At 62.4% G+C, this 26,171-nt stretch carries 22 protein-coding genes; 15 read left to right on the forward strand and 7 right to left on the reverse strand.

The features are described from left to right. Positions 1 to 101 precede the first annotated feature (101 nt). The gene (locus GTP77_RS02040) at positions 102 to 1,133 is read right to left on the reverse strand and encodes a glycoside hydrolase family 53 protein (RefSeq protein WP_161070507.1); all 1,032 of its coding nucleotides are present in this window, start codon (positions 1,131 to 1,133) and stop codon (positions 102 to 104) included. A gap of 50 nt (positions 1,134 to 1,183) precedes the next feature. On the opposite strand from GTP77_RS02040, the gene GTP77_RS02045 reads away from it, so the two are divergent. Then, positions 1,184 to 1,960 carry a substrate-binding periplasmic protein gene (locus tag GTP77_RS02045; protein ID WP_161070508.1) on the forward strand — a complete coding sequence of 259 codons (777 nt, stop codon included), beginning with the start codon at positions 1,184 to 1,186 and terminating at the stop codon, positions 1,958 to 1,960. Here GTP77_RS02045 and GTP77_RS02050 read toward each other — a convergent pair. From GTP77_RS02050 to GTP77_RS02070, 5 genes are all read right to left on the reverse strand, one after another. Beyond that, a complete protein-coding gene (locus GTP77_RS02050; protein WP_161070509.1) occupies positions 1,957 to 2,595 on the reverse strand; it encodes a hypothetical protein in 639 nt (212 codons plus the stop codon). The genes GTP77_RS02045 and GTP77_RS02050 overlap by 4 nt on opposite strands. A 96-nt stretch (positions 2,596 to 2,691) precedes the next feature. Beyond that, the gene (locus GTP77_RS02055; RefSeq protein ID WP_161070510.1) at positions 2,692 to 3,210 is read right to left on the reverse strand and encodes a PEP-CTERM sorting domain-containing protein; all 519 of its coding nucleotides are present in this window, start codon (positions 3,208 to 3,210) and stop codon (positions 2,692 to 2,694) included. A gap of 12 nt (positions 3,211 to 3,222) precedes the next feature. Further along, positions 3,223 to 5,457, reverse strand: coding sequence for a rhamnogalacturonan lyase family protein (locus GTP77_RS02060; RefSeq protein WP_187358585.1), 2,235 nt, complete (start codon positions 5,455 to 5,457; stop codon positions 3,223 to 3,225). A gap of 99 nt (positions 5,458 to 5,556) precedes the next feature. Continuing rightward, on the reverse strand, positions 5,557 to 6,090 hold the full coding sequence (locus GTP77_RS02065; protein WP_161070511.1) for a hypothetical protein: 534 nt from the start codon (positions 6,088 to 6,090) through the stop codon (positions 5,557 to 5,559). Between the two features lie 110 nt (positions 6,091 to 6,200). Further along, complete coding sequence (locus GTP77_RS02070) at positions 6,201 to 7,103, reverse strand: cupin-like domain-containing protein (RefSeq protein ID WP_161070512.1); 903 nt, start codon at positions 7,101 to 7,103, stop codon at positions 6,201 to 6,203. Positions 7,104 to 7,176: 73 nt separating this feature from the next. Between GTP77_RS02070 and GTP77_RS02075 the strand changes: the two genes are divergently transcribed. From GTP77_RS02075 to GTP77_RS02125, 11 genes are all read left to right on the forward strand, one after another. Beyond that, positions 7,177 to 8,163 (forward strand): AEC family transporter, encoded by a 987-nt coding sequence (locus GTP77_RS02075; protein ID WP_229202044.1) that lies wholly within the window; start codon positions 7,177 to 7,179, stop codon positions 8,161 to 8,163. 60 nt (positions 8,164 to 8,223) lie between these two features. Further along, on the forward strand, positions 8,224 to 8,484 hold the full coding sequence (locus GTP77_RS02080) for an antitoxin (RefSeq protein WP_161070513.1): 261 nt from the start codon (positions 8,224 to 8,226) through the stop codon (positions 8,482 to 8,484). After that, on the forward strand, positions 8,481 to 8,876 hold the full coding sequence (locus GTP77_RS02085; RefSeq protein ID WP_161070514.1) for a type II toxin-antitoxin system VapC family toxin: 396 nt from the start codon (positions 8,481 to 8,483) through the stop codon (positions 8,874 to 8,876). The genes GTP77_RS02080 and GTP77_RS02085 overlap by 4 nt, the downstream gene beginning before the upstream one ends. A 65-nt stretch (positions 8,877 to 8,941) precedes the next feature. Next, positions 8,942 to 9,676: a ThuA domain-containing protein gene (locus GTP77_RS02090; RefSeq protein ID WP_161070515.1), complete on the forward strand. Its 735-nt coding sequence runs from the start codon at positions 8,942 to 8,944 to the stop codon at positions 9,674 to 9,676. Between the two features lie 10 nt (positions 9,677 to 9,686). Beyond that, the gene (locus tag GTP77_RS02095) at positions 9,687 to 12,143 is read left to right on the forward strand and encodes a glycoside hydrolase family 95 protein (RefSeq protein WP_223149291.1); all 2,457 of its coding nucleotides are present in this window, start codon (positions 9,687 to 9,689) and stop codon (positions 12,141 to 12,143) included. A 41-nt stretch (positions 12,144 to 12,184) separates the two neighbouring features. Further along, positions 12,185 to 13,063 carry an alpha/beta hydrolase gene (locus tag GTP77_RS02100; protein ID WP_161070516.1) on the forward strand — a complete coding sequence of 293 codons (879 nt, stop codon included), beginning with the start codon at positions 12,185 to 12,187 and terminating at the stop codon, positions 13,061 to 13,063. Positions 13,064 to 13,300: 237 nt separating this feature from the next. After that, a complete protein-coding gene (locus tag GTP77_RS02105; RefSeq protein WP_161070517.1) occupies positions 13,301 to 13,720 on the forward strand; it encodes a hypothetical protein in 420 nt (139 codons plus the stop codon). 171 nt (positions 13,721 to 13,891) lie between these two features. After that, entirely contained in the window at positions 13,892 to 14,374 is a 483-nt protein-coding gene (locus tag GTP77_RS02110) for a YegJ family protein (protein WP_161070518.1), read from the forward strand. Between the two features lie 567 nt (positions 14,375 to 14,941). Then, positions 14,942 to 15,349, forward strand: coding sequence for a hypothetical protein (locus tag GTP77_RS02115; protein WP_161070519.1), 408 nt, complete (start codon positions 14,942 to 14,944; stop codon positions 15,347 to 15,349). Positions 15,350 to 16,142: 793 nt separating this feature from the next. Continuing rightward, positions 16,143 to 16,394, forward strand: a complete 252-nt coding sequence (locus GTP77_RS02120; RefSeq protein WP_161070520.1) for a hypothetical protein — start codon at positions 16,143 to 16,145, stop codon at positions 16,392 to 16,394. A 714-nt stretch (positions 16,395 to 17,108) separates the two neighbouring features. Then, the gene (locus tag GTP77_RS02125) at positions 17,109 to 17,885 is read left to right on the forward strand and encodes a TauD/TfdA dioxygenase family protein (protein WP_161070521.1); all 777 of its coding nucleotides are present in this window, start codon (positions 17,109 to 17,111) and stop codon (positions 17,883 to 17,885) included. Between the two features lie 66 nt (positions 17,886 to 17,951). Here the strand turns inward: GTP77_RS02125 and GTP77_RS02130 are convergent, their stop codons facing one another. Then, positions 17,952 to 20,183 carry an NADP-dependent isocitrate dehydrogenase gene (locus GTP77_RS02130; protein WP_161070522.1) on the reverse strand — a complete coding sequence of 744 codons (2,232 nt, stop codon included), beginning with the start codon at positions 20,181 to 20,183 and terminating at the stop codon, positions 17,952 to 17,954. 254 nt (positions 20,184 to 20,437) lie between these two features. Here GTP77_RS02130 and GTP77_RS02135 point away from each other — a divergent pair, with 254 nt between their 5' ends. From GTP77_RS02135 to GTP77_RS02145, 3 genes are all read left to right on the forward strand, one after another. Next, a complete protein-coding gene (locus tag GTP77_RS02135) occupies positions 20,438 to 21,382 on the forward strand; it encodes a Gfo/Idh/MocA family protein (RefSeq protein WP_161070523.1) in 945 nt (314 codons plus the stop codon). Positions 21,383 to 21,519: 137 nt separating this feature from the next. Further along, on the forward strand, positions 21,520 to 22,977 hold the full coding sequence (locus GTP77_RS02140) for a Gfo/Idh/MocA family protein (protein ID WP_161070524.1): 1,458 nt from the start codon (positions 21,520 to 21,522) through the stop codon (positions 22,975 to 22,977). A 283-nt stretch (positions 22,978 to 23,260) separates the two neighbouring features. After that, positions 23,261 to 26,170, forward strand: coding sequence for a TonB-dependent receptor domain-containing protein (locus tag GTP77_RS02145; RefSeq protein WP_161070525.1), 2,910 nt, complete (start codon positions 23,261 to 23,263; stop codon positions 26,168 to 26,170). Position 26,171: the final 1 nt, after the last annotated feature.

A 26,171-nucleotide genomic window follows, 5' to 3' on the forward strand; every position in this document is an offset into this window, starting at 1 on the left:
ATCCGAGGGCATGATAACGTTAACCTAGCCGTTACACCACCCCGGGGTCAGTTCTGTCATCGCGTCATTATGACGCGATGACAGAACTGACCCCGGGGGGATTAGTCGGTGAGGAAGGCGTCCATGGCTTTGGTGGGGCGGCCGTCGTCGCCCCAGGCGCTGAGGGCGTATTTGCTCCAGTTGCGCGCGCCTTGCGGTTCCCAGTAGATCATGCCCAGCCCTTTGCCTTCGGGGACGGCTTTGACCTTCTGCTGCACGGCCACCAGCATGTCGTAGGTGTTCTGCGGCTGCGTGTCTTCGCCGCCGACTTCGACCACCATGACTTCCTTGCCGTAGCGCGCCGCCATGTCGTCCAGGTTGGCGCCCAGGTCGCCGATGGATTGCGTGTAGTCCGGCTTGCCGGGCAGCCAGTAGGGGTAGTAGGAGAGACCGATCACGTCGTATCTGGCGCCGTGGGCCTGGGCCTGGTCGAACCAGCCACGGAAGCGCGCGCTGTTGTTGCCCTGGTCCAGGTGCAGTATAACCTTGGACGAGGGACTGACGGCCTTGATGGCGTCGTAGCCCTGGTTGATCAGCTGTGCCAGTTGCGGCCAGTTAGCGGTGCTGCCTTCGGGATAAATCATGCCGCCCGGCGTTTCGTTGCCGACCTGGACCCATTCGGGCGTCACGCCGGCCTGCTTGAGCGCGCTCATGACGTCGTGGGTGTAGCTGTACACGTCTTGCAGCAGGCGCGGGAAGTCGTGGCCTTCCCAGGCGGCGGGCTTTTTCTGCTTGGCGGGGTCGGCCCAGGAGTCGCTGTAGTGGAAGTTGATCATCACCCGCATGCCGCGTTTCTGCGCGCGCACCGCCATAGCGACGGTTTCGTCCTTGCTATTGTGGCCGCTGGTTTTACTGTCGGACGGGTTGACCCAAGTGCGCAGCCGCACGGTGTTGATGCCGTAGTCTTGCAGGATTTGCAGGCAGTCTTGTTCGGCGCCGTCCTTGTTGCGGAACTTGTAGCCCGTGGCCTCCATTTGCTGCAGCCAGCCGATGTCGGCGCCTTTGACGAAGGCGCCGGTCCGGGCCGGCGCCGTTGCGCAGCCTGACAGGGCGATGGCCATGCAAGCCAGTGCGAGGATTCTTTTCAACGGCATGTGTACTGTTCTCCTTTGGGCTTGAAAATTGGCTGGTGTATCATCCTGCCATGTCTTTCCGCTTGTCTCTGTTCCGCCATTTTGTGCTGGCGCTTTGTTGTTCCGTGCCGCTTGCCGCCACTGCGGAAAGCGTGGAGCTGCGCGTTGCGTCGCAACTGGGCACGGAGCCGAAGTTTCTGATCGATGAATCCTCCGGCCGGATCACCGGCATCTGCATCGACATCATGCGCGCCGTGGAGCGCGCCGATCCGGGACTGAAGTTTGTCGGCGTACAGCGCTGGATGCCGCTGGTGCGCATCACCACCGAGCTGTCTGCCGGGCTGCAGGACGCGGCCTGCGCGCTGCAGCGCACGCCGGAGCGGGAGCGCAAATTCACCTATCTGCAACCGGCGCTGTATCCGGTCGATTTTTTCCTGCTGGCGCGGATGGATGATCCCGTCGTGGTCAACTCGTGGGAGGATGTGCGCAGCTTGCGCCCGGCGCCGGTGGTGCTGGTGAACCGGGGCTTCGGCGCCAGCGCCACGCTGCAGGCGATTCCCGGCATCGTGGTCGATTCCAGCACCACCGAGACCAGGCTCAATCTGGAGAAGCTGATCGCCGGGCGCGCGCGGCTGTATTTCCATCGCGGCCCGGGCATCGCCCGCATGCTGGCGCATGCCGGCGTGACGGACAAGGTGCGCGTGCTGCCCACCGTGATGCTGCACGCGGAGTTTCACTTCGTGCTGGGCAAGCATGTGGCGCCGGCCACCGCCAACCGCCTGCGGCGCGTGCTCGCCGCGATGGAGCAGAGCGGCGAGCTGAAGGCCATCTACAGGAAGTGGGACTAGGCGCCGAACTGGATGGTGTCCTTGCTGGGCGCGCCGATATCGGGTGCGTCCAGTTTCTCCACCAGGTCCATGCTCCAGCCGCAGGTTGTCTTGGGGCAGCGGATGACGGGGTATTCGGCGGTGTTGATATTGTGGGAGTGCGACACCTTGATTTCGCGCCGCATGGCCGCCGCGCTGGAAAATTCGACTGTCACCGGCCGGGCCCTGCCGCTGCAAACGGGGTTGTTGCAGACAAAGTAGGCGTGCCTGGGGCCGTCGTCCCGGTCCGCCATCTTCTTGGCCACGCCGCCCTGGCCGTAGAAGCGCTCGTGTATCCGCGCGAACAGCGCCAGGTTGCCGTCGACCACCGCCCGCACGTCGGCGCGGATGCCGGCGGTGAGCGAGTCGTCGCTGTCGAAGGTGCTGACGCGGCCGCCGCCGAAACTGTAGCGCGGCATATTCTTCTGGCCCGGCTTGCGCCCGTCCGGGAAGATGTAGACGTAGGGGCCGTGGTTTTCCAGATGCAGTTCGAACTTGTAATCCATATTGTTCTGCCACACGGTGATCTCGCGGATCTCCTGTTCGGTGACGCCGCAGCCCCCTTGCGAGGCGGGCGTGGTCAGCATTTTGTCGTTATGGAGGAAGTAGAATCGCATGCTTCAATCCTTGGGAGGTTGGACAAGATAGTTATTAAATAATAACACTTGTGGCGGCGCCTTTCCGGCCTGGCGCCGCCACGCTCCCGGTCCCGCTTACTGCTGCTTGCGGCGGCGCGGCGCACGCATCGCCAGCAGGCCCACGCCCATCAGCAGCACCGTGCCCGGCAGCGGGATGGCGTTGATGGCGTAGGACTGCAGCGGCGATTCGTCCAGCTGCGCCAGGTTGAAGTAGGCGTCATTGCTCCAGTCGTACAGGTTGTTGCTGACGGTGGTGTCCAGCGCGAGCGTGGCGCCCAGGTCCACCAGGGTCAGGTAGAAACCGGCATTCTGGCCGCCCTGGTCCGCCGTGGTGTTGGCGAGGAAAACCCACGGCTGCGGGTCGGGGTTCTCCAGGTTCCACACCTTGTCGATGTTGGTGGTCTGCGCCAGGTCCACCAGCGTGCCGGTGACTTTCGTGATGCCGAAGGGCGACGCGGCGTCGTAGTAGAACTGGCCGCTGAACTGGCCGTCGCGCCAGGTGGCGTCCAGCTGGTACCAGCCGATATGGGCCGCGAGCGCCGATTGCGAGAACAGGCTGAGGGCCAGGGCAAACATCATGTAAAGCTTTTTCATTTCATCTCCGGATTATGGAACCAGCAGTTCGTCGATATTGGCCAGGCTTTGGCCGGTGGATTCGAAGCGCAGCGTGTTGTCGCTGCCGGCGGCGAGGTTGACCGTGGCCGTCATGGTGAGCCAGGTGGTCCAGCCGCCGGTGGGCTTGAACGCGACCGGCTGCGAGACGCCGTTCACTTTCAGCACGCCGGTGCGCGGCGTGGGGTTGCCGTTGGCGTAGCGGATGGTGATGGTCTTGCTGCCGCCCGCGCCGCCGTTGATGCGGCCGAATTCCGCGCTGCCGCCGGTGGTGGGGAAGGTCAGGAAGGCCGTGCCGCGGTAGCCTGCGCGGTCGGTCTTGGCTGCCGTGCCGCCGCCCACGATGGCCGTTTCGGCCTGGATGGTGCCGGTGCCGTCGAACGGGATATGCACGGGGTCCTGCGGGAAGGAGGTGGCGCCTGCGCCCAGGTAGAAGCTCGGGTGCGGCGGCTGGTTGTAGCCGGCGTTCTGGCCCGCCACCTGGGTGCGGTATTGCGGATTGTGCATCAGGGTGGTGATGCGGGTGGCGGTGGGGATGGTGGTGCTGTAGATCTGCAGCTCCGTGTTGGCCGCGTTGCGCCAGATGACTTCCTCGCGCCAGTCGCCGAACAGGTCGGCCGTCAGCACCGGGGTGGCCTTGGTGCCGTTGTTGGAGGCGGCGCCGTTCAGGGCGGCGTCGATGATCTTGGTGCCGGTGCGGGTGACGGGGTCGAACTTGTCGATCGAGGTGCTGCCCATCGGTTCGCGCAGCAGGTCGCCGTCCCACCAGGCCGCGAAGTTGACGTAGGCGGTGGGCGCGGTGGCGTTGATGAGGGCGCCGGTGGCGGTGCGGAAGCCGCCGCGCGTGGCCCAGCATTCCTCGCCTTCGTAGTTGGGGTCGATGTCGAAGCACACGCCGCGTCCCACGTCGGCGTTGGAGCCGCTCACGCCCCAGATCAGCGCGCCGGTGGCCGCGTCGTGCATGCCGGCGCCGGTGGCGCCGTAGACGGCCGGGGTCTCGTGCACCATGTAGATCTGCTGGCCGGGACGGTTCGGGTCGAGCTTGCCGAAGTGCAGGGCGTCGCCGTGGCCCAGGCCGGTGGCGTATTTGAGCTGGCCGTAGCTGTCGATGGTGGCCGCGCCGTAGACGATGTCGTCCTTGCCGTCGCCGTCCACGTCGCCGGTGGCGAACCAGTGCGCACCCTGGCCGCGTGCGGCCGCGCCGGCGATGTCGGTGTCGAATACCCAGCGGCTGGTCAGCGCGCCGTCGCGCCAGTCCCAGGCGGCGATCACGGCGCGCGTGTAGTAGCCGCGCGAGAAGATGGCGCTGGGGCGGTTGCCGTCCAGGTTGGCCACGCCGCCCAGGAAGCGGTCCACGCGGTTGCCGTAGTTGTCGCCCCAGGCGGACACGGTGCCGCGCGCCGGCAGGTAGTTCACGGTCTTCATGGCCGCGCCGGTCAGGCCGTTGAACACGGTGAGGAACTCGGGGCCGGTGAGGATGTAGCCGGCGGTGTTGCGGTGGTCGGCCGTGGCCGAGCCGATCACCACGCCCTGGCCGTCGATGGTGCCGTCGGCGGTCTTGGCCATGACCTCGGCCTGGCCGTCGCCGTCGAAGTCATAGGCCAGGAAGGTGGTGTAGTGGGCGCCGGCGCGGATGTTCTTGCCCAGGTCGATGCGCCACAGGCGGGTGCCGTCGAGCTTGTAGGCGTCCAGGTAGGTGTTGCCGGTGTAGCCGGACAGGGAGTTGTCCTGCGCGTTGGTGGGCTGCCACTTGATGATGATCTCGTAGGTGCCGTCGCCGTCCAGGTCGGCGGCCGAGCCGTCGTTGATCTCGTAGGTGTAGGCCTGGCCGGTGGGTGTGACGCCGGCCGGCGGCGCCTGCACCGGCAGCGATTTGTACAGGTTGGCCCAGGTGGCGCCCGCTTCGTAGCCGTTCTGCTCCACGCCGTTGACCACGGCGCGCACCGAATAGCTGCTCGCCGCGGTGCCGGCCGCGTCGGTGTAGTTGAGCGCGTTCAGCGGCGAGGCGTTCAGCTTGACGCCGCCCTTGTAGACGTTGAAGGTGGTGCCGGCGGCGTCGGTGGCGAGCTGGCGCCAGCTGATGAACACGCCGGCCGGGGATTTGATGGCGACGGCGCCGCGATTCAGGTTTTCTATCTGCTTGCCGGGGCTGGTGATGACGGCGCCGGCGCTGCCGGCGATGGACAGCAAAGCGAGCAGGACGGCAGAAGTGGTTGCTTTTCGTAACATGATGCGTGTCTCCCTGTTGATTTTTATGGTTACCGCAACGTGAAGGTAACGGAAGGAGTTTGCAAAATGTCTACGCGCACCGGCCGCACGTCGTATTGCTCAAACAGTCGAGCAATGCTGTTGTATTTCTGTACAGCCGATTTTGGCCAGTTCGGCCAGCTGCTGCAGCGCAGCAGCGTCGCCGTGCTGCAGGGTGAGGGGAAGGCGGAAGGCGAAGCCGGTGCGGGCGCTGGCGTACTCGAAACTGGCGCCGCGCGCGTCGTCGAGCAGGAAGCGCCAGCTGCGGTTGCGGAAGCCGATCAGGATGTCCACGGTGTGGTCGCCGTTGTTGCCGCCCATGTTGCAGTGCAGGTGGCGGGCCGGATCGCGCCGGGTGGCGGAGGTGGTCCAGACGAGCATATAGCGCACCACGTCGGCCACGGCGTAGTTGGCGAACACGGCGGCCATGCGCGCCGGCTTGCTGTAGGGGTTGGCCAGCCAGTGCAGGCAGGGCAGGTCGTCGTTGGTGGACGAGAGCGGGTCGCCGCACAGCGGGCAGGCGTCGCTGTGGCTGGACGCCGCCAGGCGCGCGTGCAGCGACGCGCCGGTCTGCGACTGGCACAGCCAGCCGGCTAGTTCAGGTGTACATTTCACGATCGCCCCGTTGCGGATGTGTGCCGCATATCATCCGCCGGAGCGGCGCGGGCGAGGAATGCCTTTTCTCGGTTGAGCTATGTGTTTTTGAGATAGCTGGTTTGAGATAGCTAGTCGCTGCGCAGCAGGGACGCGTCGCCGTGCAGCGCGAACGGCACGCCGCGCGCCCAGCGGTTGGACGACAGCGAAAACGACAGCGCGCTCACCTGGTGGTACCAGCCGGCCGGCACGTACAGCATGTCGCCGGGCTGGACCAGCAGCTCTATCATGGTGGCCTGGCGCGCCAGCGGGAAGGCCTCGAAATCCGGCGCTTCCGGGTCGAAGGGCGAGCCGAACAGGATGGCGTTGGCCTCGCTGGGGTAGAGGAACTCGTCGTGGTGGGGCGGCGCCAGGAAGATGCGCTTGCTGCCCCAGATCTGCGCGAAGATGTTGTCGTCATAGTCGCAGTGCAGTGGCGTGCGGGTGCCGGCCGGACCTATCCAGAAGCGCGGCGGCCCCATCTTGCTGAAGTAGGCGGGCCAGTGGCACAGGCTGTTCAGCTCGCGCAGCTCCAGGTTGCCCAGGTAGGGCGGCAGCGCGTGGCTGCCGTCGGCGGCCAGCTCCAGGTACTCCAGCATGGACATGTCCTGCATGGCGCGGTCGGGCGCGAAGGCGGTGCCGATGTAGTCGCCCACCCGCGCGCGCACCGGCAGGTGGCTGTAGCGCTCGCGCAGCGCGGACGGGGTGAGGGCGCACAGCGGCCATTTGCCCACCAGGCCGGTCATCAGGAAAGGCAGGCCCTGCGCGGCGCGGGCGCGGAACTGCGCCGCGCTGAGCACGCCCACGCGCGGCACCTCGGTAATGTGGGGCAGGCTGCGCGCGGACCGCTTTATCGCGTCCCGCATCGCCTGGATGGAAGTCACGCCGCGCACTTGCGCGTCCTTCTGTTCGCGCGCCAGTTTCCTGGCGGCGGCGCCTTCCGGCGGCACGGCGCGGGACGCCTCCAGGGGCGGGAGCTGTTTTAGTTTTGACATTGCTGACTATCTGTTATGGGCGCAGCGTGGGAGCGTGCGCGACGAGAGTGCAATTATAATGCTGGGTTGCCCAATGACGCCGCCCCTCCGCATGCTTGCCATCCTCGCCATCGTCAGTCCCATCTACATCATTATCGCCCTCGGCTACGCCACCACGCGCGCCGGGGTGTTCGGCAAGGCGGAGCTGCTCGCCTTTGGCAAATTCGTCCTCAAGCTGGCGCTGCCTGCGCTGGTGTTCAACGCCATCGCCCAGCGCCATATCGCCGACATCATCGTTCCCGGCTACCTGCTGGCCTACACCGCCGGCGGACTGGCCATGCTGGGCGGCGCCTATGCGCTGGCGAGGAAGGCTTTCGGACTGAGCCATCAGCAGGCGCTGCTGCACGCCATGGGCATGTGCAGCTCGAACAGTGCCTTCATCGGCTACCCCATCCTGCTGCTGGCGCTGCCGGGCGTGGCCACTACGGCGCTGGCGCTGAACGTGGTGGTGGAAAACGTGGTGCTGCTGCCGCTGCTGCTGGTCTTGCTCGAGACCAGCGCGCGCAAGGCGGGCGCCGAGGGCGCTGCCGGAGGCGCTGCGGCATTCAAGGCCACGCTCAAGCAGCTGGCACGCAATCCGCTCATTATCGCGCTGCTGGCGGGGCTGGCCGTGTCTTTGCTGGAACTGCAGCTGCCTGCGCCGCTGGGCCGCAGCGTCACCATGTTCGCGCAGGCCAGCGGCGCACTGTCGGTGTTCGTGATCGGCGGAACGCTGGTGGGCCTGCCGCTGCGCGGCGTAAGCATGAAGGTGGCGCCCATCGCGGCGGGCAAGCTGCTGCTGCATCCGCTGATGGTGGCGCTGGCCCTGGCGGCCTTGCCGCTGCTCGGCGTTGCGCCGCTGGAGCCCGATTTGCGCAACGCCGCCGTGCTGATGGCCGCCATGCCGATGATGAGCATCTACCCCCTGCTGGCGCTGCCCTACGGCTTCACCGAGCGCGCCGCCGCCGCGCTGGTGCTGGCCACCGTTGCTTCGTTCGGTACGCTCAGCGCGCTGCTTTGGCTGATGGGCAGCTTCGCCTAGCACGCCTGCGCGGGACAGTTTTGGAAAGGACTATACTGGTGCCTATGCAGAGGAGCCGCCATGAGCCATGTCGCCAAACTTTTCATCAACGGACGCAGCCAAGCAGTGCGCCTGCCCGACGCATTTCGGTTTGACACCAAAGAAGTGTTCATTCGTAAAGACCCGGAAACCGGAGACGTGATCTTGTCGCGCCGTCCTGGCGACTGGAATGGCTTTTTTGCTGCACTCAAGGGGGCCGAAGTGCCTGCCGATTTCCTTTGCGAGGAAGACCGTCGGACGGACGCAACGCCGCGTGATCCCTTTGACGAGTGGCGTGAATGACGCTGTATATGCTGGACACCAACTCGGTCAGCTATCTGATCAGAGGTAATGCTGCAATTGCCAGCAGGCTGCAAGAAGTGCCGATGAGCGCGTTAGGCGTTTCGGCGATTACCAAAGCCGAGCTGATGTTCGGTTTGGCGAGACGACCCGAGGCCACTCGTCTGCAGCTTGCTGTGCGCGAGTTTTTACGTCGGGTCGATGTCTTGCCCTGGGGGGATGCTGTGGCAGAGGGCTATGGCGTGCTTAGGGCTGGGATGACAGCGCAAGGCCTAGTCCTAGCCCCGCTGGACTTGTTGATCGCGGCCCATGCGTTGAACCAGAGCAGGGTGCTGGTTACGAGTGATCATTCGTTTCGTCTGGTGCCAGGCTTAAAGATCGAAGATTGGACCTAGCTGGCTGTTGACAAATAAATCATCCTGAATTACGTTGCGGGACTCGACCACTCAGCCGGGCTCCGATGAAAACGCTATTCGCCTTCCTTCTGTCCCTGTGCTGCTGCTGCGCGCAAGCCGGGCAATTCAATGTGCTGGTGTTCTCCAAGACCGGCGGCTGGCATCATGATTCGATACCGGCGGGCGTGGCGGCCATCCAGGAACTCGGCAAGCTGCACGACTTCTCGGTGTTCTGGACCGAGGACCCCAAGCGCGTCTTCAAGGACGAGGAACTATCCAAGTACCAGGCCGTGGTCTTCCTGCTGACCAGCGGCGACATCCTGGACCAGCCGCAAAAGGCGGCGTTCGAGAAATACATCAAGGCCGGCGGCGGCTACGTCGGCGTGCACAGCGCGGCGGACACCGAATACGGCTGGCCGTGGTACACCAGGCTGGTGGGCCATATGTTCCAGTACCACCCCGCCAACCAGAGCGCCGTACTCAAGGTCGAAGACCGCAACTTCCCCGGCATGGACCGCTACGCCCCGCGCAGCCTGGTGACGGAAGAGTGGTACGCCTTCAAGCCCGCCACGTCGGACCAGCTCCACTACCTGCTCTCAGTGGACGAGTCCACCTACAAGCCGGTTAAAGGCATGGGAACCTTCCACCCCATCAGCTGGTATCAGCAATACGACGGTGGCCGCTCCTTCTACACGGCCCTGGGCCACCTGCCCGCAAGCTATGGCGACCCGGTTTTCCGCCACCACCTGTATGGCGGCATCTACTGGGCGGCAACGGGCAACACCTTCAAAGCCGAATAAGGGGAAGCGATTGGACAAGAAAGCAGGCAAGCCAACTGCGGGCCTCAACCGCAAGCGGAGGAGCTTCATGGTGTCGGCGGGGCTGGCCGCAGTCTTCCCCGCGCTGGCGCAGGCGAAGGTTGTGGAACAGATTCATGGTGGCCGGGAGAGCTTGAGCTTGTGGTACGACAAGCCCGCAGCGCCCTGGGTTGAAGCGCTGCCGGTCGGGAATGGCCGCCTCGGCGCCATGGTGTTTGGGCGCGTTGCCCAGGAACGCATCCAGCTCAATGAAGACACCCTGTACGCAGGCGGTCCCTACGACCCCAATAACCCCGCCTCGCTGGAAGCCTTGCCGAAAGTGCGCGCGCTGATTGAGCAGGAGCGCTACCAGGAAGCCTCGGACCTAGCCGGCTCCGCCATGTTCGGCATCCCGATGAAACAGATGCCCTACGGCGCCGCAGGGGACCTGCTGCTGGATTTTATAGGTCTCAAGGATAGCGCTACCTACGACCGCTCCCTGGATCTGGCCAGTGCCATTGCCACCACGCGCATTGCGAGCGGTGAGGCCGCGCACGTGCGTGAAGTGTTTGCCAGCGCCCCCGACCAGGTGCTGGTGATACGGCTGATGGCCAGCGGCGGCGCGAAACTGAACTTCGATCTGGGCTACCGCCATCCCTCGGACGTGAAGTACGGCTTGTTGCGCGCAGCCGATGCCGGCGCCAGCCAGTACACGGAAACGCTGAACGAAGACAAACGCCCGGCCTCGCTATCGATAGCGGCGGACGGGCCGGGCGCGCTGCTGGTGCAGGGGCGCAACCAGCCGTCGGCAGGCGTAGCGGCCGCGCTGCGGTATGCCGTGCGCATCCAGGCGGTAGGGGACGGCAAGATCGCCGTCGCAGGCGACCGGCTGCAAGTGCGCGGCGCGCGGGAGATTACGCTGCTGGTGGGCGCGGGCACCAACTATGTGAACTACGCGGACGTGAGCGGCGACCCGGTGACGGCAGTGCGCAAGCAGACCGGCGCCGCAGCGCTGCAGCCATATGCTCGGCTCAAGGCTGCGCACATGAAGGCGCATCAAGCGCCGTACGCGCGCATGTCCATCCGGCTGGGCGGACCAGCGGACAGTGTGCAGCCACCGCGTTTAACCGACCGGCGCATCGCCGCCGCCGAGAGCGGGGCCGATCCCGGCCTGGCCACCCTTTACGTTCAGTACGCGCGCTATTTGCTGCTGTCGTCTTCACGCGCGGGCAGTCAGCCGGCGAACCTGCAAGGCATCTGGAACGAAGGCAACAATCCGCCCTGGGGTTCCAAGTACACCATCAACATCAACACGCAGATGAACTACTGGCCGGCGGAAGCGGCCAACCTTGGCGAGTGCGTGGAGCCGGTGCTGCGCATGATAGAAGACCTGGCCGTAACCGGCGCCGTCGCCGCGCGCAAAGGCTACGGCGCGCGCGGCTGGGTGGTGCATCACAACACCGACTTGTGGCGCGCCGCCGCGCCCATCGACGGTCCCAAATGGGGCATGTGGCCCTGCGGCGGCGCCTGGCTGTGCAAGACATTGTGGGACCACTACGAGTACCAGCCCGACCAGGCCTACCTGCGCCGCATCTACCCGCTGCTCAAGGGCGCGGCGCTGTTCTTCATCGACACGCTGGTGGAAGACCGCAAGGGGCGCGGCCTGGTGACGTCGCCGTCCATGTCGCCGGAGAACGCGCACCAGCCGGGCGTGGCGATCTGCGCCGGCCCCGCCATGGACCGCCAGATTGTGCGCGACCTGTTTGCGTGGACGCTGGCAGCGCACGGCCAGCTCAAGGAGGCGGACGGCGAATTTGCCGCCGCCGTTGCAGCGGCGCGTGCGCGCCTGCCGGCGGACCGCATCGGCGCGCAAGGCCAGTTGCAGGAATGGCTGGATGACTGGGACGGCAAGGCGCCCGAGCAAAAGCACCGGCACGTGTCGCACCTGTACGGCGTCTACCCCAGCGAGCAGATCAATGTGCGCGACACGCCGGAGCTGGTGGCCGCCGCCAAGACCACGCTCAACACGCGTGGCGACAAGTCCACCGGCTGGGCCACCGCATGGCGGCTGGCGCTGTGGGCACGCATGGGGGAGGGCGAGCGCGCGCATGCAATCCTGCTGGGCTTGCTTGGGCCGTCCCGCACCTATCCGAATATGTTCGACGCGCACCCGCCGTTCCAGATCGACGGCAACTTCGGCGGCGCGGCCGGGATACTGGAGATGCTGGTGCAGTCCTGGGGCGGCGAAACCCGCCTGCTGCCTGCGCTGCCCAAAGCCTGGCCCGACGGCAAGCTGAACGGCGTCCGTGTGCGCGGCGGCATGGAGCTGGACATCGAATGGCGCGCAGGACGGTTGACGCAACTGGGCATCCGTGGCCAGCCCGGCGCAAAGGCCGCGCTGCGCCATGGCGGGGAGTTGCGGACCGTCACGCTGGACGCCAAGGGCCGCTACCGGCAGGTGTTTGCGTGAGACGTTCTTACGCGTTGGCGGAGCATCTGCGGCGGCACCCGGTGATCTACCTCATCACGCTGGCCATGCTGGTGTGCGCCGCCGCAGTTTGGGTAATGGGTTCTTTGCTGATCGCCGTTACGCCAAAAGAGGTGGCGTTGCCGGCCCTTGACGCAGAGGCCATCACGCTGCATGCGGGGCCAGGCCAGGCCGTCGCCGCGTCCTACCTCGCGGGAGAAGGACGCGGAGCCATCCTGCTCCTGCATGGCATCCGCGCCGACAGGCGGCAGATGGTGCAGCGCGCACGCTTTCTGCACCAGCAAGGCTACTCCATCCTCCTCATTGACCTGCCGGGCCAGGGTGCCAGCACGGCCGACGCGGTCACCTTTGGCTTGACGGAAGCCGAAGGTGTGCGCGCGGCGCTGGCCGAACTGCGGCGGCGGAATCAAGGACAGCGCATAGGCGTGATCGGCGTATCGCTTGGCGCCGCCTCGCTGGTGCTTTGCCGGGACTGCGGCCCGCTGGATGCCGTGGTGCTGGAATCGATGTACCCGACGATTGAGGAAGCGGTCGTGGACCGTTTGAAATTGCGCTTCGGCGCTGCCGGTGGTCCGCTGTCCGAACTGCTGCTCATGCAATTGCCGCTGCGGCTGGGTATCAGCCGGGAGCAACTGCGCCCTATAGATCATATCGGCAGCTTGAAGGCGCCCGTATTGATTGCGGCTGGAAGCGAGGACCAGCTCACGACGCTGCCGGAAACGCAGCGCCTGTTCCAAACCGCCGCCGAACCCAAGGAGCTGTGGCTGGTGCCCGGAGCTGGGCATGTCGATCTACATGCATTCTCGCCAGCGGACTACGAGCGCCGCATCAGCGTTTTTATGGCACGCAATCTACGAGCAGACCCGGCGGCTGAGCCACGGCAAGACAAGGTATCGCCATAAGAGCTTGCTTGTGACCGGTTGCTGTTACAAAGGGTGTATTTTTGTGGTTTTACAAAATGTTATCCTTAATGCAGACAACCAAGTTTTGCAACGGCAAAAAATATCACAATGCACTTACGCCTACTTGCCATGCCCGTTGCGTTCGTTCTGTCGAGCGGAACATTTGCCGCCTTACCTGCGCAGGCCGTTACGCCAGCGTATGCGCCCACTAAAATGCGGTTGTGCCGGCCCTGCACAATGCCAAGCATTCCCATCGCCCTGCCGCAGCGAGGACTTGTGCTTTCGTTTGGTAGCTTTTTCGGCGATGGTTCAACGTGGTACGTGATAGACCTACAGCGCGCCGAGGCGACCCAGATTTACGCCCGATTGAATCGTTCCACCAGCCAGCAAAGCATCGGCGAGCAAGTAACTCGGCCATTGGCGCCGGAGGAAATCTCCTTGCTCACCCAACTGGTCAATGATATCTGGGCGAGCAGGGAACTGTTACCGTCTACCGATGTGACGGATGTAGCCTGGAGCATTTGGCTGTTGGACGATGACGACGTAAGGCACGAATTTAGCGCAGGTAGGCCCGACGGATTAGCTAAGGAAGTTGAACAAAGCATGCGTCGTATGTTTATGGCAGAGCTGCATGTTCAGCCTAAGGTTAGCCCATGATTGCGGTGCTATGAGCGGAACTTGGTTCGCTGGAACTAGATTGCTATCCTAGGAAACACTATTGCTATGCTTAGTTCGATCGGCCTGGTCCGGCCAAGAACAGACATTGGCTTTGGTTTTCCTTGTGAAACTGGGCTGCCTAGCTAGCCAACTATTTTATTGAGCACTCGCATGATGAAATTTGCATTGATGCTGCTGCCGCTGTTCTCCGGCCTCAGCTATGCCGCCGAAAAAATCGCCGACAAGCACCAAATGGTCAACGTTCAGGATAAGAATATGGCCATGGCAATGGAAAAAGCACGAAGCACGCTGGACAGCTTCCTGGCCATGTCTAGAAATCCGCCTGCTGGCGCGACGGGTTTCAAGTTAAAGGTGATGATGTCCGACGACAACGGCGTTGAACATTTCTGGATGAGCCCATTCAAGGAAGTCAACAGCGGCTTCGCAGGCATCCTCGCGAATGAGCCGAAAGTAGTCAAATCAGTGGAATGGGGGAAATTCTACGTATTCAAGCGAGAGCAAATTTCCGACTGGGGCTACGAACGGGATGGTAAGCAGATGGGCAGCTTCACCGTATGCGCTCTCTTCAAATCTATGCCTAAGGATGAAGTCGCCCGGTATAAGAAGGACTATGGATTTACCTGCGAGAGTTAGCCTTTCAACCTTTAATATCGAGTTGGGCCGCTACCGGTCACAGCGGACATTGGTAAGAATTACGTTAAGGAGGATGAATGGTACGGAATAGATGGTGGCTGTGCCTCGTCATCTCGGCCACGCTACCGATTTGGGCCATTGCCACGTTACGGAGCTTTGGCGGTTGGGTTACTGCGGAAATTCGCTACTCTAACTTTCAATGGTTCGCGATATCCTGTTTCCTTGTGTCTTTTGCGCTGACAATGTTCTGGTTAGGGGCGACCGGATAAGTACAAAATGATGAGAATTGCTACGGGAATTATTCTTGGTGGTGTTCTTTTGGGGGGCGCGGTCATCTGCACTTTTTCTTCATCGTGCGGTCCGACGGTAATGCAACTTGGCCGTGCGTTTTCCAGTCAAGTGAAGCAAGTCGCAGCAAGTGGCGGTTGCGATGTGACTGCCTTAGCCAATCAACGAACGAATGCTCACTGAAGCCTGTCGAATTTCGTACGGTATGGAAGCTGTAAATGTCAGCAACGATACGACAGAAAACGGCCACTTCCGGTCATTTATGAAATGGAGTCAGCGATGTCCTGCGTGTTGCGAGTGTCCGGTGAACATCTTGATATTGATGTTCTGCTTCGAGGTGTAAATCTCATCCCCATCGTTGCCTGGCGGAAAGGAGAAGAGCGATTTTTGAAGGGCCAGTTCCATGCTGATTCGGGCGCCAACTTCGATGTTAGTGATGCCGAAATTGAGGATGTTGCACGTCAAATCGCCGATGCGGAACTCTATCTGGCGACGAATTACAACGAAATTTCCATACTTGTTTCATCTGCAGATGTTGCGAAGGCAACCTTGGATTTTGCAGTGGCGACACGTCCAGAATTTGTTACTCAAACCAGCTCTTTTTCGTCCGCGTTCTTGCAACGTGTGGCTGAGCTAGGACTGGGGCTGGCAGTCTCGCACTACCCCACGCAAGATGATGTTGAATAAGAATGTATCTAATTTGATTGTCGGCATTGGGGCGACTTCTGCCTTGTGTGACAATTCGTGAATTTTCCATGTAGGCAACCTGCTACCCTGTGCACCAACGGCCGAGTCCGGCCAAAAGCGGTCCATCGCGGCTCGGCAGAGAACTAACCCATGTTCCCGAGCTAATTGTCGAGATAGCAGTACAAGTGGAGACCGACGTATGCCTCGAAGGGCTCGCCTGACAAACATCGCCAACGGGTTGTGCAACTCGTTCGCCAGCCGGAACAATGATCTGTATGGCTACTGGTCAATCGGCCAACTGCGTTTGCTGGCCGAGCAGCATTGTAGGCCCACGGTGTCAATCGACCTGTTGACGTCATCCCTGCAGCCGTATTCTTCCGAATTTGCTCCTGTATTGGTGCGCTACCGCCGTCTTCTTGAAAAGCTGGCATACTTCTCCTGCATTCAGCTTGAGGAAATCACGGCGGCACGCATTACACTTGATTTCGCGCCGCCACCTTGGCCCAGGGCCAGCTACTACAAATCGCATTGGGGCGAGCAGTTCGTCCTGACAGTGACTATTAACGCGGAAGGCAGGGCCGCTGGCATCATGCGTCACGCTGGCTATTGCCGGCCGCACGATCCAGCCAGGGAGAGGCGGTCAACACGCGGGGCGTGCTAATGCGAGACTGCTTTGGGGCGGCGGCCTGCCAGTGACAATGCGTGTATTTTTCACCTAAGCAGATGTTATCCTGAGTAGCGACGGCCGAGTCCGGTCACAAGCGGACGGACCAATATGAGAGAGGAGGTGGTCATGCGCATGACCGAACGCCAGTTCATCCGATTTGAGAGGCGTTGGAGAGCAATTTTCACGTTCTTTGCCGCAATGCTCGCAGCTGTACTGTGTGCCTTTAACTTTGGCCTGGTTGAAGGCGTCGGAATTTTCTGGTGCATTGTAATCGGAGCCATATCACTTATTGGGGCACTGTTCGCGGCGAAAGAACTCCGCGACCCTCAACGTCGCGAAGGAGTTTTCGAGGCATTGGAGACTTTAGGCGACGACTAATACTTCATGTCTTGTTCTAATAAATTGAAGGGTAAGTCAGCTTGAGCCGATGCCTATAGCATTAAATTCACTCAGTGCGACATCCCACCAACCGAGCTAATTTCGTCACCAAGGGAACTGAAAAACTCCGGGCGGCGGCGTGTTCTCGGAAATCTCGCCGGATTACATTTTAGATCTAGCAAGCGGTGGATAAAAAGGCGCCTAACGGCCAATAGCGGCCGCCCAATCGGAAATTTCACAACGCCCTCACAACTTGAACGTTACCTATGACTCTTAACGCGAAACGAATTTGCTGCTGGTGGGCCACAGCACTAATGCTTCTGGTTGCGCTTTATTCTGCAATGGGCATCCTCCAAGCGGGCAGCATTTATGTCGGGGAGCGTTCTTTGCAGAACCTTAGGTTTTGGGGGGCGATCATGGTATTAAGCCTTATCGGAAGTGCTTGTTCCACCTTCTACGCAATCCGTCTTGGGAAGTCCACGCCGCGATAATAGGAAAACCGCAACGACTGCTATGGGGAAAGCGGACTGGTCCGAAAGCCTACGCAAAGCAAAACAACGCTTTTGGTTTGTCGCTGTGCTGAGGATGCAGTTTTAGGTGGGCAAATCTATCCTCGGCTTTGCGGTCTACGCAAAAGTGAATGTTATTTTGTTCGTATTATCATCAGCTGGCGCTGAGATTATAGTGAATGCATGTGTTTAAACAGGAGGACATATGCAAGTCACACCCTTGGAAATTGGTTTTGGCGCCGTCATCGAAGGCATGGACCTTCGCCAGGTCGACAGCAGTACAGCCGCATTGCTGCGCGCCTCGCTGCTCGAGTACGGCCTGCTGGTGATACGCGGGCAGTCATTGACGCCCCAGGAGCAAGTGGCGGCGACCAATTTGTTTGGCCAGCCGGAGGTGTTCCCCGTGGTGCGTGGTCAATTGTCGTCATGGCCCGAGATTTTCCGTGTGGCCAGCCAGCCCGCCGACGGACATGTGGAAGTGGGGCGCTACTGGCATTCGGACGGCTCCTTCCGCGAAAATCCCACGCCCATCAGCTTCTGGTACTCGGTGATGCAGTCGGAAGAGGGTGGCGATACGCTGTTTACCGATCTGCAGCAAGCCTACGCCGAGCTGCAGCCCGATATCAAGGAAGAGTTTGATACGCTGAGGACGGCCCATCGCAACGGCGTGGTGCATCCGCTGGTGTTGCGCCACCCGAAGACCGGGGAGCGCGCGCTGTACTTGAACATGGGTCTGACGGCTGGCGTGCTGGGCTACAGCCCGGAGCAGTCCAGGGCAGTGATGGAAGCGGTCGACAGGCATTACTCGCGGTCTGGCGCAAGCTATCGCCACCACTGGCTGCCCGGTGATGTTGTCGTGGCCGATAACCTTCACGTTGCGCACAAAGCGACGCCGTTGCCGGCCTCGGCTCGCCGGATTTTAAACCGCACGACTGTGCGTGCCGACGGCGTGATCTGGCACGAGGCGCAGCAGGCGGCGTGACGGCGTGGTGCGAAAAAAAACCGCCCCCAGCTTGCACCGGGGGCGGCTTTCTCAGAGCGACGCTGCTTAGATTGCTTCCAGCGCGCTGTTGAAGGTGGCGCTAGGACGCATGACAGCCGAGGTCTTGGCTGGGTCTGGGTAGTAGTAGCCGCCGATTTCCACGGCTTTGCCTTGTACTTCAGCCAGCTCGGCCACGATCTTCGCTTCGTTCTCGCCCAGGGCTTTCGCCAGCGGCGCGAAGTAGGCTTTCAGTTCGGCGTCGTCGTTCTGCGCGGCCAGGGCTTGGGCCCAGTACAGCGACAGATAGAAGTGGCTGCCACGGTTGTCCAGCTCGCCGGTGCGGCTCGATGGCGACTTGTTGTTGTCCAGCAGCTTGCCGGTGGCTTCGTCCAGGGTCTTGGCCAGCAGCTTGGCTTTCGCGTTGCCGGTCTTGATGCCCATGTCTTCCAGCGACACCGCCAGCGCCAGGAACTCGCCCAGCGAATCCCAGCGCAGGTGGTTTTCTTCCACCAGCTGCTTGACGTGCTTAGGCGCCGAACCGCCCGCGCCGGTTTCGTACATGCCGCCGCCGGCCATCAGTGGCACGATGGACAGCATCTTGGCCGAGGTGCCCAGTTCCAGGATAGGGAACAGGTCGGTCAGGTAGTCGCGCAGGATGTTGCCGGTCACCGAGATGGTGTCCAGGCCGCGGAAGGCGCGTTCCAGGGTGAAGCGCATGGCGCGGGTTTGCGACATGATCTGGATGTCCAGGCCTTTGGTGTCGTGGTCTTTCAGGTAGGTCTGTACCTTCTTGATCACTTCGTTTTCGTGCGGACGGTAGGTGTCCAGCCAGAACACGGCAGGCATGCCGGAGTTGCGCGCGCGGGTGACGGCCAGCTTGACCCAGTCACGGATCGGTGCGTCTTTCACCTGGCACATGCGCCAGATGTCGCCTTCTTCCACGGTCTGGGTCAGCAGCACTTCGCCGGTGGCCAGGTCGGTGATGTTGGCGATGCCGCCTTCCGGTACTTCGAAGGTCTTGTCGTGCGAGCCGTATTCTTCGGCTTGCTGCGCCATCAGGCCCACGTTAGGCACGGTGCCCATGGTCTTCGGATCGAAGTTGCCATGCCATTTGCAGAAGCCGATCATTTCCTGGTAGATGCGGGCGAAGGTCGATTCCGGCATCACAGCCTTGACGTCCTTCGGACGGCCGTCGGCGCCCCACATTTTGCCGCCGATGCGGATCATGGCTGGCATCGACGCGTCGACGATGATGTCGTTCGGCGAGTGGAAGTTGGTGATGCCCTTGGCCGAATCGACCATGGCCAGTTCCGGACGGTTGGCGTGGCAGGCGTGCAGGTCCTTCAGGATTTCTTCCTTCTGCGACGCTGGCAGCTTTTCGATCTTCTCGTACAGGTTGCCCATGCCGTTGTTCACGTTCACGCCGATCTCGTCGAACAGCTTGGCGTGCTTGGCGAACGCTTCCTTGTAGAAGATGCGCACGCAGTGGCCGAATACGATGGGGTGGGACACCTTCATCATGGTCGCTTTCACGTGCAGCGAGAACATCACGCCGGTCTTGCGCGCGTCTTCCAGTTCGCGCTCGTAGAATTCCAGCAGCGCTTTTTTGCTCATGAACATGCTGTCGATGATTTCGCCGGCTTGCAGCGAGACCTTCGGTTTCAGCACGATGGTGTTGCCGGAGGCGGTGATCAGTTCCATCTTCACGTCGCGCGGCTTGTCCAGGGTCATGGACTTTTCGCCGTGGTAGAAGTCGCCATGGTGCATATGCGACACGTGGGTGCGCGATGCCTGGCTCCATTCGCCCATCGAGTGCGGGTTCTTGCGTGCGAATTCTTTTACAGCCTTCGGCGCGCGGCGGTCCGAGTTGCCTTCGCGCAGGACCGGGTTGACCGAGCTGCCGATGCACTTGCCAAAGCGGGCTTTCAGTGCTTTTTCTTCGTCGGTCTTCGCGTCTTCCGGGTAGTCCGGCAGCTTGTAGCCGCGTGCTTGCAGTTCGCGCACTGCAGCCACCAGCTGCGCTACCGAGGCGCTGATGTTAGGCAGTTTGATGATGTTGGTGTCCGCCAGCTGGGTCAGGGCGCCCAGTTCGGCCAGGGTGTTCGGTACTTTTTGCTCGTCGGTCAGGTATTCCGGGAACTCTGCCAGCACGCGCGCTGCGACCGAAATGTCGCTGGCGACGACGTCGACGCCGGCCGGTGCGGTGAACTTCTTGATGATGGGCAGCAGGGAATAGGTTGCCAGCAGCGGCGCTTCGTCGGTCAGCGTGTAGATGATTTTAGATTTTTGTGTTGCCATGTCATTCCCTCGTTTGCGGTCGGTGGTCGTACTTTCGTGGGTGTACTTGGTATTGGCGCTGTGGCCTTTTTCACCCAAATGCGTATTTTAGACTGTTGCACCTAAGTTTGCCCAAAAAACCCCCAGAAACAGCACGGATAAGCCCTTCGCAGGGCATTTCTCCAAATTTCTCATAGCTGGCGCGAGAAAATACATAGCTGACGCCCCGCGAAGGGAGTTAATCTCGCAGGATAGTCAACCCTTAAATTTATGTTATGGCAATTTCTGCGAACAAAGTGGTCAAAATAGGCCTGGTCGGACTGGGTAAAATCGCTGTGGATCAGCACATCCCCGCGCTGCGCGGCAATCCGGGCTTTGAGCTGGTGGCCGGCTGCTCGCCCAATGCGCGTCCGGACGGCATCCCCGCTTACCCTAGCATGGAGGCCATGCTGGCCGCCCATCCCGAGATCGAGGCGCTGGCCATCTGCACGCCGCCCCAGGTGCGGCACCGCATTGCCAAGGACGCGCTGGCCACCGGCCGCCACGTCTTCCTGGAAAAGCCGCCCGGCGCCACCTTGGGCGAGGCCGAGGTGCTGCGTTCCTTCGCGGCGGAAAAGGGCGTGACGCTGCTGGCCAGCTGGCACTCGCGCTTTGCCCCGGCCGTGAGCCTCACGCGCGCGTGGATCGCGCAGCGCAAGCTCAAGAGCATGCATATCGTCTGGAAGGAAAACGTGCGCCAGTGGCATCCGGGCCAGGCCTGGATCTTCGCGCCGGGCGGCATGGGCGTGTTCGACCCGGGCATCAACGCGCTGTCCATCCTGACCGCCGTGGTGGGCGACGCGGTGATCGTCAAGAAGGCCGACCTGCACATCCCGGTCAATTGCGACGCGCCCATCGCCGTGGAGATGGAGATGACGACCGCGCAGGGCGTGCCGGTGCGCGCCGATTTCGACTTCCTGCAGGAGAACCTGCAGACCTGGAGCATTTTTGCCGAGGCCGAAGACGGCGGCAAGCTGTCGCTGGGCATGGGCGGCGCCATACTGGAAATCGACGGCCAGCCGGTGATGAAGGAGGCCGAGCGCGAGTATCCGGGCCTGTACGCGCATTTCCACGAGCTGATCGCCAGCGGCGCTTCGGACGCGGACTTCGCGCCGCTGCGCATCGTGGCGGACGCCTTCATGCTGGGCAAGCGTATCGCCGCGCCGGAGTACATCGAGTAAAACAATCACGCCAATGATTGAATTGGTCAAGCCAATTTTGTAATTGGTCTTGCCGCAACCTCTTGCTGGGGCTACCATATTTACGGCATTAATCCGTAAAGTCATGTAGTCAAAAAACCATTAAGGGGACACGCAGCATGGACGAAAAAGGCCTGGGACCAATCGATCGACGTACTGTATTGAAAGCGGCCGGCACTGCCGGCTTGCTGCTGGCGGGCGGCGCGGGCGGCGCTTTTGCCGCCGAGCCGCGCAAGCGCTACGCCGTGGTGGGCGTGGGATCGCGCTCGCGCATGTACACCGGCGCCATCACCGGCAAGTTCCGCGACCGCAATGAAGTGGTGGCCGTGTGCGACCGCAACGCCGGCCGCGCCGCGCTGGCCGTCAAGAAGATCGCCGCCACCGGCGCCAGCGCCCCCAAGGCCTACGGCCCGGACGACTTCGAGCGCATGGTGCGCGAGACCAAGCCGCAGTTCGTGATCGTCACCACCACCGACGCCAGCCATGATGACTTCATCGTGCGCGCGCTCGATGCAGGCTGCGACGTCATCACCGAAAAGCCGATGACCACCACGGCGGAAAAAGCCCAGCGCATCCTGGACGCCGTGAAGCGCAGCGGCCGCCACATCCGCGTCACCTTCAATTACCGCTATTCGCCGCCGCGCACGCAGGTGAAGGACATCCTGATGAGCGGCGAGATCGGCGACGTGCTGTCGGTGGATTTCACCTGGCTGCTCAACACCAAACACGGCGCGGACTATTTCCGCCGCTGGCACAGCAATAAGGCCAATTCCGGCGGCCTGATGGTGCACAAGGCCACCCACCATTTCGACCTGGTGAACTGGTGGCTGGGCGCGCAGCCCGAGGTGGTGCATGCTTTCGGCTCGCGCCAGTTCTACACGCCGGTCATGGCCAAGCGACTGGGCCTGGAGGGCGCGCATGAGCGCTGCCTGACCTGTACGGAAAAGGCCAAGTGCACCTTCTACTTCGACCTGGCGGCGGACCAAGGGCTGAAGGAACTCTATCTGGATAACGAGAAGCACGACGGCTATTTCCGCGACCAGTGCGTGTGGCGCCCCGAGATCAATATCGAGGACACCATGAACGTCATGGTCCGTTATGACAATGGCGTGCAGCTGAAGTACGCCCTGTCTGCCTACGATGCGTGGGAGGGCTACCACATTGCCTTCAACGGCACCAAGGGGCGGCTGGAGCACCGCATTGTTGAATCGGCCGGGGTGGCGGGCGCCAATGAGACGCAGAGCAGGAGCGACAATGTGCAGATCCGGGTCATACCGATGCGCGGCGCGGCGCGCGACATCGAGCCCTGGACCGGCGTGGGCGGGCATGGCGGCGGGGATGATGTCATGCTTACCGAGATCTTCGGCGATGCGCCGGCGGACAAGTACAAGCGCGTGTCGGACGAGCGGGCAGGGACGTATTCCTGCCTGGTGGGGATTGCCGCCAACCGGTGTTTCGTCAACGGGACCTCGGTGCGCATTGCCGATATGGTGACCGGCCTGACGCCGCCGGACCGCGCGCCTATGCCGGACCGCAATGGTCCGGTGCCTATGCCGATTCGCACTGGCAAGGCCTGAGGCGGCTCTTGGCGGGTTACGCGCTGCGCGCTAACCCGCCCTACGATATTTCGGCCCCACGCACCCCATGCCGTAAAGGCGTAGGGCGGGTTAGCGGGGGGACGCCGAGTCCATAGCCGCGTAACCCGCCATCCTTGTGGACAAATAGCAACGTCGTAGCCACCCTTGCCTGAAGAGTACGGTTTTCCTTGTTAAAGTGGTCTAACCAATTTAGTATCTGGCTATACCAAAAAAAAGATTGATCGAACCAATTCGATTAGACACCTTGAGGAGGAGATCCCCCATGAAGCAAAAACCGCAACTCCAGCGTGCCGTGCTGGCAACCGCCGTCAGCCTGGCAGTACTGCAGATGGCCAGCCATGCGCAGGCCCAAACCGCCCAGTCCGGCGAGCAGCAAGTGCAGGCCGTGGTCGTTACCGGCTCGCTGATCCGCCGCGTCGCCGACGAAGGCGCCACCCCGCTGACCACCATCAAGGCCACCGAACTGGCCGCGCGTGGCCACACCGAACTGAAAGACCTGGTGCTGGAACAGCCGCAGTCGCTGTCGCTGGGCACCAACTCGGGCGCCGCCGGCCCCGTGACCAACTTGCGCGGCCTCGGCCCGATGCGCACCCTGTCGCTGCTGAACGGCCGCCGCCTGGCCAACGAGCCGCTGCAGGACCAGTACGTGTCCGTCAACGTGATGCCGCGCATGGCGCTGGACCGCGTTGAAACCCTGAGCGGCGGCGCCGCTTCGATCTACGGCGCGGACGCCATCGGCGGCGTGCAGAACTACTGGACCAAGCGCGGCTACGAGGGCGCCTCCATCAAGGCCGAATACGCCACGCCTGAAATGAGCGGCGGCGGCGACACCAAGTCCATCGGCGCGATCTTCGGCTACGGTAACCTGAACAAGGACGGCTACAACGCCTACATCGCGGTCGACCACCAGAAGAAATCGGCGCTGTTCCAGGCTGACCGTCCGGAGCAGCACGACCCGGCCATCCTGCGCACGCTGGGCCTGGGCATCCTGCCGGACGCCCGCAACGCCAGCCCGTTCGCCAACTTCGGCTTCACCCGTGCAGCCAACTCGAACTACAACCCGGCCTATGCCACCGGCTGCGGCGACGGCACTTATGCGCGCCCAACGCTGGGCAACGCCAGCGCCAATACGCCGCCGACCTACGCGCCGGGTTGTGCCCGCAATGCGCTGTACTGGACCGCCATCACCGACGGCAGCGAGATCACCAACGTGGCGGCGCGCGCCAGCTGGAACCTGTCCGGCGGTCACAAGATCGACCTGGACGTCCTGCACAGCAATTTCACGGTGCAGAAATTCCGCGGCATGCAGGTGCCGGGCGCCACGCAGCCGTTCACCACGTATTCGCTGCCGTCCACCAGCCGCTTCTACCCTGGCAAAGGCATCACGCCTAATATCCAGGTGGTGGGCAGCAACACCGGCGCCAACACGCCGACCATGTATATCGACGCGACCAAGACGCCGGGCACCGTCAGCAATCTGAACCTGAACAACCGCCCCATCTACTTCCAGTGGGGGCCTGCCGAACTCGGACCTGCCTACCGCAACGACGAGCAGACCAACAACCGCCTGGTGCTGTCGGCCGAGGGCGAAGTCATGGGCTGGGACTACCGCGCAGGCCTGAACTACGGCGCCTCCGAGCGCGACACCCGCGTGGGCGAAGGCTACATCCTGTACAGCAAGGCGCAGGAAGGCTTCGACAAGGGCATCCTGAATCCATTCGGCCTGCAGGACGAAGCCGGCGCGCAATACCTGCGCGACATCCAGGCCAACGACTACACCTACCGCCTGAACAAAGCCTACAACAAGAGCGTGGACGTGACCCTGTCGCGCGCGCTGATGCCATTGGGCGGCGGTGACCTGACGCTGGCCGTGTCCGGCGAACTGCGCCGCGACTCGGCACGCACCTTCAACGCAGCGCTGGATTATGTGCTGAAGAAGGCCGACGGCAGCTACAACATCGACGCCGCAGGCAACGTGGTGCAGTCCGACCTGGTGGGCGAAACCCCGCAAGGCGTGGCCAAGAAGCTGAAGCGCGACATCTCCTCGCTGGTGATGGAGATCGATGCGCCGCTGACTTCAACCTTCCTGCTGAACGGCGCAGTGCGCGCCGACCACTACGACGACCTGAAGCAAACCACCGTCAATCCTAAGCTGGCCGCACGCTGGCAGCCGATCAAGGAACTGGTGCTGCGCTCCTCCCTGTCGACCGGTTTCCGCGCGCCGTCCATCATGGACATCCAGAATCCGACACCGGAAGTGCGCACCCAGGTGATGGATGACCCGGTGCTGTGCCCAAGCTCGCAGCCTACGGTTGCAGGCACCGGTACGCCGAAGGCCGGCTACACTGCGGACCAGGTCTGCAACGTGACCACCAACTACTGGACCAAAACGCCGAACAACACCTTCCTGAAGCCCGAGAAGTCGCGCGGCTTCTCGTTCGGCGGCGCGTATGAGCCGATCAAGGACCTGGCGCTGACGGTGGACTACTGGGGCCTGAAACTGAAGGACGTGCTGGGCGCGCTGACCATCGCCGAAGTGCAGCAGAACCCGACCAAGTACGCCGAGTACATCATTCGCGGCTCGAACGGCGTGATCGACCACATCGTTGCCAGCCAGGCCAACCGTGGCCAGACCCGCATCCGTGGCGCGGACGTATCGGCCAGCTACCGCTTCCCGACCACCAGCATCGGCAACTTCGATGCAAAGATCGACGGCACCTGGTATCACAAGTATGAGTTCCAGAGCGAGAAGGACGGCCCATGGCTGCAGAACGTAGGCATCATCACCAATGATGGCCGCTTCGGTGGCGCAGGCCCGAACTCCGGCCTGGCCGGCATGCCGCAGATGAATCCGCGCTGGAAGTACACGGCGGCTGTGACCTACACCACCGGCGACTGGAGCGGTACGCTGTCGCAGCGCTTCCAGACCGGCTTGACCGACCTGACGCCGCGCGCCGGTTCCACGCTGACCACGGTGGATTCGTACAGCCAGTACAACCTGAACGTGCGCTACAAGGGCTTCAAGAACACCACCATCAGCCTGGGTGTGAACAACCTGACCAAGGAATGGCCGCCGCTCACCTCCAACAGCATCTACGGCGGTGGCTACGTGACCAGCATGGCCGACATGATGGGCCGCGTGTATCGCCTGTCGGTTGAATACAAGTTCTAAC

The organism is Pseudoduganella aquatica (assembly GCF_009857595.1).
Classification (GTDB): domain Bacteria; phylum Pseudomonadota; class Gammaproteobacteria; order Burkholderiales; family Burkholderiaceae_D; genus Rugamonas; species Rugamonas aquatica_A.